Origin of the sequence: Marinobacter sp. CH_CUG1437-1, from assembly GCF_037029655.1 — a bacterium.
GTDB classification, from domain to species: Bacteria; Pseudomonadota; Gammaproteobacteria; order Pseudomonadales; family Oleiphilaceae; genus Marinobacter; species Marinobacter salsuginis.
Map to the genome: position 1 here is coordinate 20,411 of NZ_JAYMEW010000004.1, position 14,001 is coordinate 34,411.

At 58.1% G+C, this 14,001-nt stretch carries 11 protein-coding genes; 1 reads left to right on the forward strand and 10 read right to left on the reverse strand.

Annotated elements, in window-relative coordinates; translation table 11 throughout:
• Nucleotides 1-15: 15 nt before the first annotated feature.
• From zipA to WA411_RS12170, 3 genes are all read right to left on the reverse strand, one after another.
• Nucleotides 16-1,023 carry a cell division protein ZipA gene (zipA, locus tag WA411_RS12160; protein ID WP_291907469.1) on the reverse strand — a complete coding sequence of 336 codons (1,008 nt, stop codon included), beginning with the start codon at nt 1,021-1,023 and terminating at the stop codon, nt 16-18.
• Between the two features lie 122 nt (nt 1,024-1,145).
• The gene (gene smc, locus WA411_RS12165) at nt 1,146-4,640 is read right to left on the reverse strand and encodes a chromosome segregation protein SMC (protein WP_291907471.1); all 3,495 of its coding nucleotides are present in this window, start codon (nt 4,638-4,640) and stop codon (nt 1,146-1,148) included.
• A 1-nt stretch (nt 4,641) separates the two neighbouring features.
• Nucleotides 4,642-5,325 (reverse strand): GntR family transcriptional regulator, encoded by a 684-nt coding sequence (locus WA411_RS12170; RefSeq protein WP_064228107.1) that lies wholly within the window; start codon nt 5,323-5,325, stop codon nt 4,642-4,644.
• 285 nt (nt 5,326-5,610) lie between these two features.
• On the opposite strand from WA411_RS12170, the gene WA411_RS12175 reads away from it, so the two are divergent.
• Nucleotides 5,611-6,537 carry a GGDEF domain-containing protein gene (locus WA411_RS12175; RefSeq protein WP_291907476.1) on the forward strand — a complete coding sequence of 309 codons (927 nt, stop codon included), beginning with the start codon at nt 5,611-5,613 and terminating at the stop codon, nt 6,535-6,537.
• A gap of 3 nt (nt 6,538-6,540) precedes the next feature.
• On the opposite strand, the gene rluB is transcribed toward WA411_RS12175, so the two are convergent.
• The 7 genes from rluB to lpdA all read right to left on the reverse strand — a co-directional run bounded on the left by rluB (nt 6,541) and on the right by lpdA (nt 13,990).
• Complete coding sequence (gene rluB / locus WA411_RS12180; RefSeq protein ID WP_291907479.1) at nt 6,541-7,524, reverse strand: 23S rRNA pseudouridine(2605) synthase RluB; 984 nt, start codon at nt 7,522-7,524, stop codon at nt 6,541-6,543.
• A gap of 39 nt (nt 7,525-7,563) precedes the next feature.
• Nucleotides 7,564-8,202, reverse strand: a complete 639-nt coding sequence (scpB, locus tag WA411_RS12185) for an SMC-Scp complex subunit ScpB (RefSeq protein WP_069185010.1) — start codon at nt 8,200-8,202, stop codon at nt 7,564-7,566.
• Between the two features lie 42 nt (nt 8,203-8,244).
• On the reverse strand, nt 8,245-9,078 hold the full coding sequence (locus WA411_RS12190; protein WP_064228103.1) for a segregation and condensation protein A: 834 nt from the start codon (nt 9,076-9,078) through the stop codon (nt 8,245-8,247).
• Nucleotides 9,079-9,137: 59 nt separating this feature from the next.
• Entirely contained in the window at nt 9,138-10,352 is a 1,215-nt protein-coding gene (locus tag WA411_RS12195) for a tryptophan--tRNA ligase (protein ID WP_083231878.1), read from the reverse strand.
• A gap of 120 nt (nt 10,353-10,472) precedes the next feature.
• The gene (gene sucD / locus WA411_RS12200; RefSeq protein ID WP_064228102.1) at nt 10,473-11,345 is read right to left on the reverse strand and encodes a succinate--CoA ligase subunit alpha; all 873 of its coding nucleotides are present in this window, start codon (nt 11,343-11,345) and stop codon (nt 10,473-10,475) included.
• Entirely contained in the window at nt 11,345-12,511 is a 1,167-nt protein-coding gene (sucC, locus tag WA411_RS12205; RefSeq protein ID WP_064228101.1) for an ADP-forming succinate--CoA ligase subunit beta, read from the reverse strand. The genes sucD and sucC overlap by 1 nt, the downstream gene beginning before the upstream one ends.
• 36 nt (nt 12,512-12,547) lie before the next feature.
• A complete protein-coding gene (gene lpdA / locus WA411_RS12210) occupies nt 12,548-13,990 on the reverse strand; it encodes a dihydrolipoyl dehydrogenase (protein WP_064228100.1) in 1,443 nt (480 codons plus the stop codon).
• Between the last annotated feature and the right edge of the window lie 11 nt (nt 13,991-14,001).

Genomic DNA, 14,001 nt, shown 5'->3' on the forward strand with positions numbered 1-14,001 from the left:
TGTTACCGCCTGGTTTCACACTTTCTGGGAACGTTGCTTACGCTCGAACTCGCGGATTCTCTGGCGGCAGTGCTCGATAGTTTGCGGGGTCATCACGCTTCGGCGCTCGTCTTTCAGTTCCCCGCCAAGGTTACGTACCACTGCCTGGGCGGTTTCGAGCATGAAGTCGAATGCCTGCAGCGCATTGGTGGGCCCCGGCATACTCATGAAAAAGCTGATCCCGGGCGTGGTGAGGGCCGGCATATCCCCGGGTTTGAATGTGCCGGGTTCCACGGCGTTGGCAACACTGAACTGAACGGGACTAGTGGTATCGGATTCTTCATGGCGATGGTATATGTCCATGTCTCCGTGCTCCAGACCGCACGCTTCGAACAGCTTCTTCAACGCCGGCCCCTTGAAGTCCTCGTCGCTCTTCGCCAACACGTTGATGACAATCACTTCTCTGGCCTCGGGGCGATTCGCGCCCGCCAGAGGTTGACCGGCCGACGGTCGGGAGGGCTCACGCCGCGCAGTGTCCTCTTCCACTTCGGTCGTGACCGTTGGCGGGACGGCTTCCGCCTCGTCTTCAATGGCGCCCCAGCCGGATTCGAGCTCGGTTTCCTCAGGCTCCTGACTGGAAAGTCCGAAATCGGGCTCCGACTCAACGGACTCTTCGTAGCGCTCAGCCGTCGGTTCGGTTTCCGTTTGTGGATCCGGTTCTGACGATTCGGGCTGCTCCGATTTGGCAGCGGCAGTGACAGGACGGGTCGGCTTGGGTTTCGGAGAACCGAATCGGCTGGGCTTTTCGCGCTTCACATAGCCCCGTTCTTCGAGGGTATCGCGGGAAATGGTTCTTGCTCCGCCATTGGGCAACTCGGGGTTGTACTCGTCGTCGAGTGGCGAATCCTCCAGCTCGTCGGCGCCCATACCGGATGAAATCGCCATGGATTCCTTCCGGGCGCGCCGCATCCGGCGCACGCCATCAATGACAATGCCGATTATAACCAGGGTACCGATGGCAATTAACCATTCCCTAAGTGACATAGTGCTGCTGTCCTGTTTGCAGATCCCGTAACGTTGCTACTCTAAGAAAAGCCCGTAATGAATACAACGCACACCCGGGCCAGATGGCGTTTTTGTCATGGTTGCCCGATTTCTGAACAGCCTCAAGCCTCCGCGAGAGCTTCGGCTTCGTCCACGTCCACCGATACCAGCCGCGAACATCCCGGTTCATGCATGGTGACCCCCATCAACTGATCCGCCATCTCCATCGCAATCTTGTTGTGGGTAATGTAGATGAACTGAACCTGCTTCGACATCTCCTTGACCATGTTGGCATAGCGACCCACGTTGGCATCATCCAACGGTGCATCCACCTCATCCAGCATACAGAAGGGTGCCGGGTTCAGCTGGAAAATCGAGAACACCAAAGCGATCGCCGTGAGGGCCTTTTCACCACCTGACAACAGATGGATGGTACTGTTCTTCTTGCCAGGTGGCCGGGCCATGATCGCAACGCCGGTTTCCAGAAGATCCTCGCCGGTAAGCTCCAGATAGGCATTACCACCTCCAAACACCTTCGGGAAGAGCGCCTGGAGGCCGCCGTTCACCTGATCAAAGGTTTCTTTGAAGCGTTGACGGGTCTCCCGGTCGATCTTCCGGATCGCATTGTCGAGTGTTTCCAGGGCTTCCATCAGATCTTCGTGCTGGGAATCCAGGTAGGTCTTGCGCTCGCTTTGTACCTGGTACTCCTCGATAGCCGCGAGGTTGATGGCGCCCAATCGTTGTATCCGGTTGCCGATGCGCTCCAGCTCGTCAGCCCAGTCTTTCTCATTCGCACCTTCAGGCAACTGCGACAGAATGTCCTGGAGTTTTACGTCCAGCTCCTTGAGCTGCTCGATATGATTGCCAGAGCGGATTTCCAGGGCCTGGGATTCCATCTTCAACTGTTCCAGCCTGGACCGGACTTCCTGGATGCGGTGATCGGTGCCGCTTCGGCCCTGCTCTTTCTCCCGGACCTCACGGTCGATCTCTTCCAGGGCGTCGCGCGCCGCGCCCAGCTTCTCCTCTTCCGCCAATCGGCGATCCAGCAGGCCTTCAAGCTGCATCTGCAGATCTTCAATGGGTTCCTCGGCGCTTTCCCGGGATTCCCTCAGAATCTCCAGTCGCTCATCGATACGCTCTTTCTGCAACTGCATCCGGTCAATCGTCTGCCTCAGACCGTCCCGCTGACTATGCAGAGTCTGGAGCTGCAGCTGCAACTGATGCGCGTGGTCACGGTCATGCCGGGCCTCCTGGCGCAGACTGTCGAGGTTCTCGCGCAGGCTGTCCCGCTGCTCGAGAAGCCGTTCTTTTTCTTCATCGCTGTCTTCACTGGACGCCAGCGCCAGTTGCCATTCTTCCCGGGCCTCCTGCAGGCTCTCTTTCTGGCCCTCCAGGTTTTCAGAGACATCCTCGATATCGTCCCGGATTCTCTGCAGACGGGCGTCAATCTGTTCGGCTCGGGCTCGCAGGCCGCTGACCCTGGACGACAGCGAGCTCAGCTCGCGGTCTGCCTCGCTCAAACGGGCCTGGGCCTCATCCCGGGCAGATTCGGAGCGCTCTGCACGCTCGTGCAATTCGTCCAGTTTCTCGCTGGCCGCCTCCAGTGCTTCCTCAGCCTCTGTCAGTTGCGAAGCCAATTCGGTAACTTTCTTTTGTCGTTCAATCACCCCGACCTGGCCTGCGTCGGAGTCCGGCATCAATACCCAATCCCGGGACACCCAGACGCCTTCCGGGGTCATCAGGCTCTGCCCTTGCTGGAGGCCGGCTCGCATACCCATGGCATCGGAAACGGTTTCCACCGCGTCAATGCCGTGAAGCAACGAGGCAATTCCGGGCACACCGGAAACCTTGGCCGCCAGGCCCGTTGTTCCAGCATTACCAGACGCCCCGGCTTCAACGAGTGCCAGGCCCCTTGGCGCTTCTCTCATCGCCGAGGAGAGCTGGTCGATGTCGGGAAGACACAGGCCCTGGGTAAAACGCCCGATAACCTGTTCAACCGCAAACTCCCAGCCATCGGCAATATCGAGCTGGCTGGCTACCCGGGGCATATCGCCCAAATCGTTCCGGGAAAGCCAGGATTGCAGGACATCATCTCCGGCCCCCATCTGTTCATCCAGAAGCGCCTGCTGAGACTCAAGAGAGGCGCGAAGGCTCTGGACCCGTTGGCGCTCCTCCGAGACGGCCTGCTCGGCGTCACGCTGATGCTGCCGGGCGTCGTAGAGCTCATCCTGGATCGCCGCAATGCGCTCAGCCGCTTCTTCCCGTTTAAGCTCCAGTGTTTCTTGCTGTTCCAGCAGCTCCTCAAGTTCCGCCCGATCCATCTGGCCTTCCAGCAATTCCTGCTCATCCTGCAGTTTGCGTTGCCGAGTGAGCAGTTGCTCAATGGCGTCTTCGAGCGAGCGAATCCTGGACTGGGCCAACTCGGCCTGGCGCCGGGCATCCGACGAGCGGGCGCTGAAATCTTCCCATTGGTGCTGCCAGTCGCTCATGGCGTCTTCGGCCTGCTGCAGTTTCTCGCCCGACTCTTCAGAGCGTATCGCCAACGCTTCCTGTTCGGGCTCCATCATGTCCAGCTCTTCCTGGATACCCGCCAGCTTGTCCTCGTCTTGCTCCAGTTCCCTGGCCAGTTCGCGCTGGTTGGCCATGGCCTGATCCAGTTCCGCGGCCATCTGCCGGCTCCGTTCGCGCTGGTGCTCAAGACTCTGTTCGATACGGGCGATATCCGCGCCGGCCTCGTAATAGCGTGCCTGGGCCCGATTGAAATGTTCGGTCCGTTCCTGATGATTGTCCCGGAGGGATTCGAGAGAGGTCTCAAGGCTGACGCGTTCGGTCAGGTATTTTTCGAGCTCAAGCTCGGTGTCCCGGATCTTGCCCCGCCAGGCCTGCAGGTCATTGTCGAGGGATTGCCAGCGCAGTACCGTCAGTTCGGCTTTCTTCTGGCGCTCTTCCTGCTTGTAAGCCTTGTACTTTTCCGCCGCTGCCGCCTGGCGCTCCAGGTGCTGCAGTTGTCGGCCCAGCTCCTCCCTGAGGTCGGTCAGCCGTTCCAGATTTTCCTGGGTCCGACGGATGCGATTCTCCGTTTCCCGGCGACGTTCCTTGTATTTTGAGATGCCGGCCGCTTCCTCAATGTAGATCCGGAGCTCTTCCGGTTTTGCCTCGATCAGGCGGGAGATCATGCCCTGCTCGATAATGGCGTAGCTCCGCGGGCCAAGGCCAGTCCCCAGGAACAGATCGGTAATGTCCCGACGCCGGCACTTGGAGCCGTTCAGGAAGTATTCGGATTGCCCTTCGCGAGAAACCCGGCGGCGAACAGAGATTTCGTTGAATTTCGCAAATTCACCCGGGGCCGAACCATCGCTGTTATCGAACACCAGTTCTATGGAGGCCTGACCTACCGGCTTTCTTGCGCTGGAGCCGTTGAAGATAACGTCTGTCATGGACTCGCCGCGCAGGTACTTGGCGGAGCTTTCCCCCATCACCCAGCGCACCGCGTCGATGATGTTGGACTTGCCACACCCATTTGGCCCGACCACGGCTGTCATGTTCGATGGGAACGGCACGGTGGTTGGATCAACGAAGGATTTGAAGCCAGCCAGTTTGATGGACTTCAGACGCATATCAGGCGCTCGCCTCCTGCCGGAGAATCGTCAACACCTGCTGCCGCTGGTGTTCGCCAAAGGCCTGTATGACCGCTTGCAATCGTTCCGCGTCGTCATCAACGGCAGCCTCGGCCAACTGCCGGAAGAAGGTCGCGGTTTCCCCAATTTCTTCCCGGAAGTGCTCCAGCGCCACAAAATAGGTTCGGCTGATGGCCGGCCGGAAGTTCTCGAGAGTCTCCTCAAGAAAAGGGTTCTCAACCAGCCCGTAGGCGTAGCGCATTACCCCGAATCCGGCGTCGATGACCTGCTCGGCAGCGTCTGCGCTGGTGGCGTTGAGGGCGTCAATGACCGCCTGCAGTTCACGGACCTGCCCCATGACACCGCCAAGCTCTTTGCCGGACCAACGTTCAAGTACCTTTCGTCCGAGCATACAGAGAAGATCGATGTAGATATCATAGAGGCTGTTGACGCTCTCCGGCGTCAGGCTGGAGACAACCGCGCCCCGCCTCGGGAAAATTTCGATCAGATGGCGGCGCTCCAGAATAAGTAGCGCTTCCCGCACAGAGCCTCGGCTGACATTCAGTTCACCCGACACTTTCAGTTCCTGAATGCGTTCGCCGGGTTTGAGATCTCGCGTGATGATTCTTTGCCCCAGATGCTGGGCAATTTGTTCAGACAGACTTTCCGGGGCCTGAAACCTCATAAAGTTGGTCACTCATTCCTGAAGACGGCACGATTTCAAACGCAGAAGTTTACCACAGGGAATCTATAGCCCCACCCCTTGTCTGACATTTTGAGCGGTCAGGAACGCATCCCGGCAAATCACTGCCGGTTTTTTGACAGCAATTCCTGAACTACCGCGGAAAAATCATAAATTGAGTGAAAAATAGTTCATTAGCATCTGTTTTTGTTGTTATTTTTTAAGTAGGCACGGTTTCTGCTTTTGACCCCGAAAGCACTGTAAATTTCTGCGACAGAGTGAACCGTAGTGAAAAACATACCGTCGATCCATCAGTCTCCTTCCCAGCCCCAGAAACTGGCTGCGCTGCGTCAGGCACATCAGGACTGGACCAATACGCCGGATGTGCTCGCAAGACTGACACGACGGCTCTCGACTACCCTGTCGCTGGAGCAACAGTTGGCCATCCTGGCCGAAGAACTGGTCGCCATTATCCCGTTCAGTTCCCTCAACTACCGCCACCGGATCGGTAAACAGGATTTCGTCTATGCCACCGGAATGGGCGGCCCGCACCGCTGCGAGTATCGTCTGAGCCTTGAGGGCGTCAATTACGGGACTCTTGTGCTGCAACGCCGTCAGAGGTTCACCGAACAGGAGCTTGAAGGCATCGAGATAATTCTGGGCGCTGCCATTTGTCCGATTCGTAACGCCTGCCAGTACGTCGCCATTGAGCAGGCGTCTCTGACCGATTCCCTGACCAGCATTCCCAACAAACGCGCCCTGGATGACGCGCTTCAGCGCTCCAGCCTGTTGTCGGAAAGACATGGCGAACCATATTCACTTGTGCTCTGCGACCTGGATCATTTCAAAACGATCAACGACACACATGGTCACGTGGTAGGCGACCATATCCTTCAGATCGCGGCGGCGAAAATCGAGAAGTCCATCCGCACATCTGATTCAGTGTATCGCTTTGGTGGCGAGGAATTTGCCATCCTGCTGCCGCATACCTCGGAGCAGGATGCAAAAGATGTGGCGGAGCGGGTTCGCAAAGCGATCGCGGCAATCCGGGTGGATGGCGGAGAAAAGGAGCTGAAAGTCACAACCAGCTGCGGCGTTGCTACGTTTCTGCCCCAGGAAGCCCCGCAGGCCTGGCTGGCCAGGGCTGACGAAGCGCTCTATCGTGCCAAACACCAGGGTCGTAACTGCACCCGGGTGTTTGCCACCATTTCGTGACGCTTAACCCCGCGGCGTCTTGCTTCGGGCTCTCTCTGGCCTGGGAGCACGCCCGGCGGGCCTGGCGGGCTTGGTGTCGCTGACCGCCCATTTATTCCCAGGAGTTTTCTTTCCGGACCGGCCAGGGCTCTTGCGCCTCTGGCGATCGTGGGCTGCCTTTTCGTTTGGCGTTTTCTGGGGAATCTCGACCGACTCGAGACCAACGGTTCGACTGAGGGTATCTACCGCCCGCTGATCCAGCTCTTCCCATTTTCCCACGGTCAGCCTGCTTGGCAGGAAGATCGGCCCGTAACGCACGCGTTTCAGCCGACTGACGCGAACGCCCTGGGATTCCCACAGGCGACGCACTTCCCGATTGCGCCCTTCCAGCAGGGTAACGTGGAACCAGCGATTCATACCGCTGCCACCGGCCGGAGAGATATCGGTGAACTTGGCCATGCCATCTTCCAGGAGAACGCCCTGAAGCAGTCGCTCGATCATGGCGTCGTCCACTTCCCCAAAGATACGTACCGCATATTCCCGGTCAATCTGGTTGGAAGGATGCATCAGCCGGTTTGCCAACTCTCCGTCTGTGGTAAAAAGCACCAGGCCAGTGGTGTTGATATCAAGCCGGCCAATGGAAATCCACCGATGCTCTTTAAGACGTGGCAAACGATCAAACACCGTCGGTCTGCCCTCAGGGTCTTTTCGGGTAGTGACCTCGCCCTCGGGCTTGTTATAAATCAGCACCCGGCGCATCACTTCAGCCGCGCCGGACACTTCCAGTCGTTTGCCATCGAGCTCGAAACGGTCCTCAACGGACGCCTTCTGCCCTGGTGCCACCGGTTGTCCATTGACCAGGAGACGACCGGCTTCCATCCAGCCCTCGATTTCCCGGCGCGAACCAACACCCGCCCGGGCGAGCAATTTCTGAATACGCTCAGGGCCGCCCTGACTGGCTGTGTCACGGGCGGGTCTGGCTGGTTTGTTGGGGCGTTCTGCCGCCATGTAATCAATCCTTAGTTTCTGACTGACACCCGAATGGCGTCAGTGAAGTGTCTGGCTCGAAGATTCGTCGTCGTTCTCGGCAGTCGTGGATTCGAACTCGATCTCACCCTGCATGTTCTTCTCAATTTCCCGGCCGATTTCTTCAAGATCGCGGACTTCATTCAGGGGCGGTAGCTGGTCCAGGCCCGTGAGATTAAAGTAATCCAGGAATTGTTTCGTGGTCGCGTACATGGCCGGCCGCCCCGGGACATCCCGATGCCCAACGACGCGCACCCACTCTCGCTCAAGCAGTGTACGAATGATATTGCTGCTTACCGTAACACCCCGGATGTCCTCGATTTCACCCCGGGTGATGGGCTGTCGGTAAGCAATCAGTGCCAGGGTCTCCAGCAAGGCCCGTGAATAACGCTGGGGCTTTTCCTCGAACAGTCGACCCACCCAGGGCGCATACTCCTCACGCACCTGGAGTCGGTAGCCACTGGCGACCTTTTTCAGCTCGAAGCCTCGCCCTTCACAGGCCGCTTCAAGAAGCACCATGACGTGCTCCATGACCTGTCGCGCCGGCCGCTCCCCTTCACTGAACAATTCCCGCAGCTGGTCAAGAGACAGCGGTTTGCCCGCCGCCAGCAGGGCGGCCTCGGCAATTGCCTGGATTCTCAGCAGGTGCTCTTCGTTCATGGTGTCTGATCCGTATTTCCGTGCTTCCGACTTCCAGGGGCCCTAACTTGCCGCCCTGGCGCGAACATGAATCGGCCCGAGAACTTCCGCCTGAACCACCTCGATCAACTGCTCCTTGACCAGCTCAAGCGTCGCCAGGAAGGTTACAACAACCCCCAGCCGCCCCTCTTCGACCGTGAACAGGCTCTCAAAGGTCACAAAATGGTCATCCTGAAGCACCGAAAGGATTGCCGACATGCGTTCACGGGTGGACAGCTTCTCACGCTCAACATGGTGACTGGTGAACAGGTCTGCGCGCTGTAAAACACCCTGAAGGGCCAGCAGCATCTCCCTCAGATCCACATCGGGATGGGGCTGACTTGACGGCATCCTGGGCAGGGCGGCCGAGGCTGCGAAGTTATCCCGCTCCAGCCGCGGCAGTTCGTCGATATCCTCGGCGGCCTGCTTGAACCGTTCGTACTGCTGAAGCCGACGAATCAGTTCGGCACGAGGATCGACCTCTTCTTCATCGTCGCTTTCCTGGCGAGGTAACAGCATCCGCGATTTGATTTCCGCCAGGGTGGCCGCCATCACCAGGTATTCGGCAGCCAGTTCAAAGCGCATGGCCTCGACGGCGCCGATGTAATCCATGTATTGCCGGGTAATCTCGCTGACGTCGATGTCCAGTATGTTCATGTTCTGGCGACGTATGAGGTACAGCAGAAGGTCCAGCGGGCCTTCAAACGCTTCAAGGAAGACCGCCAGGGCATCCGGCGGAATGTACAGGTCCTTGGGAAGATCCACCACCGGCTTGCCGGACACCAGCGCCAGGGGCGATTGCTCCGGGCCGGCGTCCTGAGCTTCCGGCGTCGCCTGATCGGTGGATTCTTCGGTCATAACCTTTCTCTCCGGATCGGTCCCGCGGCTCTGTGCCCGCGGGACCGATTCCTGCGGATTCAGCGGTAATGAAGCCCCATGGCCGCCCGGACTTCCTCAAGGGTATCTCTGGCAGCATCGCGGGCGTGTTCGCGACCTTCCTGGAGAATGGAATGAACCAAGTCCGGGTTGCCCTCATACTCACGCGCGCGCTCGTGGAGCGGACGCTGCTCTTCGACAATCGCGTCAATCAACGGCTTCTTGCAATCAAGGCAGCCAATGCCGGCACTGCGACAACCGGTCTGTACCCACTCCTGGGTGTCCGCGTCCGAATAGATCTTGTGCATCCCCCACACCGGGCATTTCTCGGGTTCACCCGGATCCGTACGCCGGACTCGCTGGGGATCGGTCTGCATGGTGCGGACCTTCTGGGCAACGCTGTCCGGCTCCTCCCGCAGTCCAATATAGTTGTTGTAGGACTTGGACATTTTCTGCCCATCCAGACCCGGCAACTTGGACTCCGGTGTCAACAGCGGCTGCGGCTCTGGCAGAATCACCTTGCCACCACCCTCGATGTAGCCGTACAGACGCTCGCGATCGCCCAGGGAGATGTTCTGCTGTTCTTTCAACAGCGCACGAGCAGTTTCCAGGGCGTCCATGTCGCCCTCTTCCTGGTAGCGCTTCTTTAAATTGCGGTACAGCTTGGCGTTTTTCTTGCCCATCTTCACGATGGCGCCTTCTGCCTGCTCCTCGAATCCGGGCTCACGACCGTATATATGGTTGAAGCGACGGGCGATCTCCCGGGTGATTTCAACATGGGACACCTGATCGGCACCGACCGGTACCTTCCCTGCCCGGTAAACCAGAATGTCTGCACTCTGAAGCAACGGGTAACCCAGAAATCCGTAGGTCGCCAGATCCTTCTCCCGCAGCTTCTCCTGCTGGTCCTTGAAGGTCGGCACACGTTCCAGCCAACCGAGAGGCGTAATCATCGACAGCAACAGGTGCAATTCTGCGTGCTCGGGTACCTGTGACTGAATAAACATGGTGGACGAACCCGGGTTCACACCGGCCGCCAGCCAGTCAATGACCATGTCCCAGACGCTCTGCTCAATGCCGGAGGGGTCGTCATAGTTGGTGGTCAGGGCGTGCCAGTCCGCCACAAAGAAAAAGCATTCGAATTCATGCTGGAGTTTAACCCAGTTTTTCAGCACACCGTGGTAGTGGCCAAGGTGAAGCTTGCCGGTCGGACGCATGCCGGACAAAACCCTTTGCTGGGAATCTACAGAACTCAAAGCACGAACTCCTTATTTGATATTGGAACCGCCATCATAGTTCAGGCGACCCGGCATTATAAATAAAAAACCCCCGCTCTGCAGGGCAGAAACGGGGGTTTTTGCTCAAAGAAGGCCAGCTTACCAGCCAGTGACTTCCTTCAGGGCCTGGCCGATCTCGGCCAGACTGCGGACGGTGCGAACGCCAGCGTCTTCCAGGGCGGCAAACTTCTCGTCTGCAGTACCCTTACCACCGGAGATGATGGCGCCAGCGTGGCCCATGCGCTTGCCCGGAGGCGCAGTAACACCAGCGATGTAGGAAACCACCGGCTTGGTGACGTTCTGCTTGATGTAGGCCGCGGCTTCTTCTTCGGCGGTACCGCCGATCTCACCAATCATCACAATGGCTTCAGTCTCAGGATCTTCCTGCAGCAGGGCCAGAATGTCGATGAAGTTGGAGCCCGGGATCGGGTCGCCACCGATACCGATACAGGTGGACTGACCGTAGCCGAAGTCGGTGGTCTGCTTGACCGCTTCGTAAGTCAGGGTACCTGAGCGGGACACGATACCAACCTTGCCCTTCTTGTGGATGTGGCCAGGCATGATGCCGATCTTACACTCGTCCGGAGTGATAACACCCGGGCAGTTGGGACCAATCATGCGAACGCCCTTGCGATCCACGTATTCCTTAGCGTACAGCATATCGATGGTCGGGATACCTTCAGTGATACAGACGATCAGCTGAATGCCGGCATCCGCGGCTTCGATAATAGCGTCTTTACAGAAAGGCGCCGGTACGTAGATAACGGTCGCCTCTGCGCCGGTTGCTTCAACGGCGTCACGAACGGTGTTGAACACCGGAAGGCCGAGGTGCTCAGTGCCACCCTTGCCGGGGCTAACGCCGCCAACCATCTTGGTGCCGTAGGCAATTGCCTGCTCTGAGTGGAAGGTGCCCTGTGCGCCGGTAAAGCCCTGACAGATAACCTTGGTGTCTTTGTTAATCAGGATGCTCATTATTTACCCCCTGCGGCTTTAACAACTTGCTCTGCCGCATTCGACAGACTGGTAGCGGCAATGATGTTCAGGCCGCTATCGGCGAGTACCTGAGTACCCTTCTCCGCGTTGTTGCCTTCAAGGCGAACCACAACAGGAACCTTGACGCCGACTTCCTTAACGGCACCGATGATGCCTTCTGCAATCATGTCGCAGCGAACGATACCGCCGAAGATGTTGACCAGAACCGCCTTGACGTTGGAGTCAGACAGGATGATCTTGAATGCTTCGGAAACACGCTCCTTGGTTGCACCGCCACCAACGTCCAGGAAGTTGGCAGGCTGGCCACCAGAAAGCTTGATGATATCCATGGTGCCCATTGCCAGACCAGCACCGTTGACCATGCAGCCAATGTTGCCTTCCAGGGCCACATAGTTGAGCTCCCACTTGGCCGCTTCCGCTTCCCGGGAATCTTCCTGGGAGGGATCGTGCATCTCGTGGATCTTCTTCTGGCGATACAGGGCGTTACCGTCAACACCAACTTTGGCGTCGAGGCAATGCAGGTCACCGGCCGGGGTGATAACCAGCGGGTTGATCTCTACCAGCGCGAGGTCGCACTCTTCGAACAGCTTGGCCAGGCCAATGAAAATCTTGGTGAACTGACCGATCTGCTTGCCTTCCAGGCCCAGCTTGAAGGCCAACTCACGGCCCTGGTACGGCTGAGCGCCAACCAGCGGGTCGATTTCGGCTTTCAGGATCTTCTCGGGGGTCTCTTCGGCAACCTTCTCGATCTCAACACCGCCCTCGGTGGAGGCCATGAACACGATGCGACGGGTGCCACGGTCAACGACCGCGCCCAGGTACAGTTCCTGGTCGATGTCGGTGAGGGATTCAACCAGAATCTTGCTGACCGGCTGGCCATTTTCATCAGTCTGGTAGGTTACCAGGTTCTTGCCCAACCACTTTTCGGCAAACTCACGGATCTCGTCTTTGCTTTTGACCAGCTTAACGCCACCAGCCTTACCACGGCCGCCTGCGTGCACCTGGGCCTTCACTACCCAGCCATCACCGCCGATTTCGTCAGCAGCTGCTACTGCTTCCTTGGGAGTATCACAGGCAATGCCTTTGGATACGGGCAGGCCATATTCAGCGAAAAGCTGCTTGCCCTGATATTCATGCAAATTCATAGTTAATGTCCCGAATTAAAAAATTCCTGGTTTGCGTTACTTCTTCTTGCGGCGGTTGGCGATATGAATCGCGCCACCACCGACGGCCAGAGCTGCTTCGTGCACGGACTCGGACAGAGTCGGATGTGCAAAGCAGGTCAGGGCCAGATCTTCGGCGCTGGAACCGAATTCCATGGCGATTACGCCCTGGGCAACGATTTCAGAGGCCTGGGGACCAACTACATGGAAACCGACAATGCGGTCAGTTTTTGCGTCGGCAATGATCTTGACCAGACCGGACGCCGAGTTTGCAGCCATCGCACGACCGTTGGCCGCAAACGGGAAGGTACCTACGTTGTACTCTTCACCTTCTGCCTTCATCTGCTCTTCGGTTTTGCCAACCCAGGCAACTTCCGGCGAGGTGTAGATCACGTTGGGGATGCAGTCGTAGTTGACCTGGGGCTTGTGCCCGGCAATGCGCTCGGCAACCATGATGCCCTCTTCGGACGCCTTGTGGGCCAGCATTGGGCCACGGACCACGTCACCGATAGCCCAGACACCCGGCGCCTCGGTCTTGCAGTTGTCATCCACGAAGATGAAACCGCGCTCGTCCATCTGCACACCGGAATCCTCGGAAAGCAGGTTATCGGTGTACGGACGACGTCCAACGGCAACAATCAGCTTGTCAAACTTGGCTTCTTGCTTGCCTTTGGAATCTTCATAGGTAACGTTGACCAGCTTGCGTTTGACTTCAGCGCCGGTCATGCGAGCACCCATGACGATGTTCAGGCCCTGCTTCTGGAACTGCTTGAGTGCGTCCTTGGCAACCTGCTGATCCACCGCCGGCAGGAAGGTATCCACCGCTTCAAGGACCGTCACCTCGGAGCCCAGACGTGCCCAGACGCTGCCAAGCTCCAGGCCGATAACACCGGCACCGATCACACCCAGACGCTTGGGCACTTCGGTGAACTCGAGGGCTCCCTCGGAATCCACGATGTACTCGCCATCGAACGGCGCAGGCGGAATCTGGATCGGCTTGGAGCCAGTGGCCAGAATGATGTTTTCGGCTTCGTAGGTCTTGGACTTGCCGTCCTTGTCAGTTACTTCCACTTTGCGGTTGGCCAGCAACTTGCCGTGGCCGTGGATGGAGGTAACGCCGTTGGACTTGAACAGGCCGGCGATACCGCCGGTCAGCTGCTTCACGATACCAGCCTTGCGCTCCATCATCTTGCCGATGTCCATCTTGACATCCTTGGCGATGATGCCCTGCATCTCGTAATCGTGGGTGGTTTCCTCGAACTTGTGGGAAATCTCCAGCAGTGCCTTGGAGGGAATACAGCCCACGTTCAGGCAGGTACCGCCAAGTACCTGCGCCTTGCCGTCTTCGGCGGTCCAGGATTCGACACACGCGGTCTTGAGACCCAGCTGGGCAGCCTTGATGGCAGCAACATAGCCGCCCGGGCCCGCACCAATAACAATGACGTCGTATTTATCAGACATAGTTAATCCCG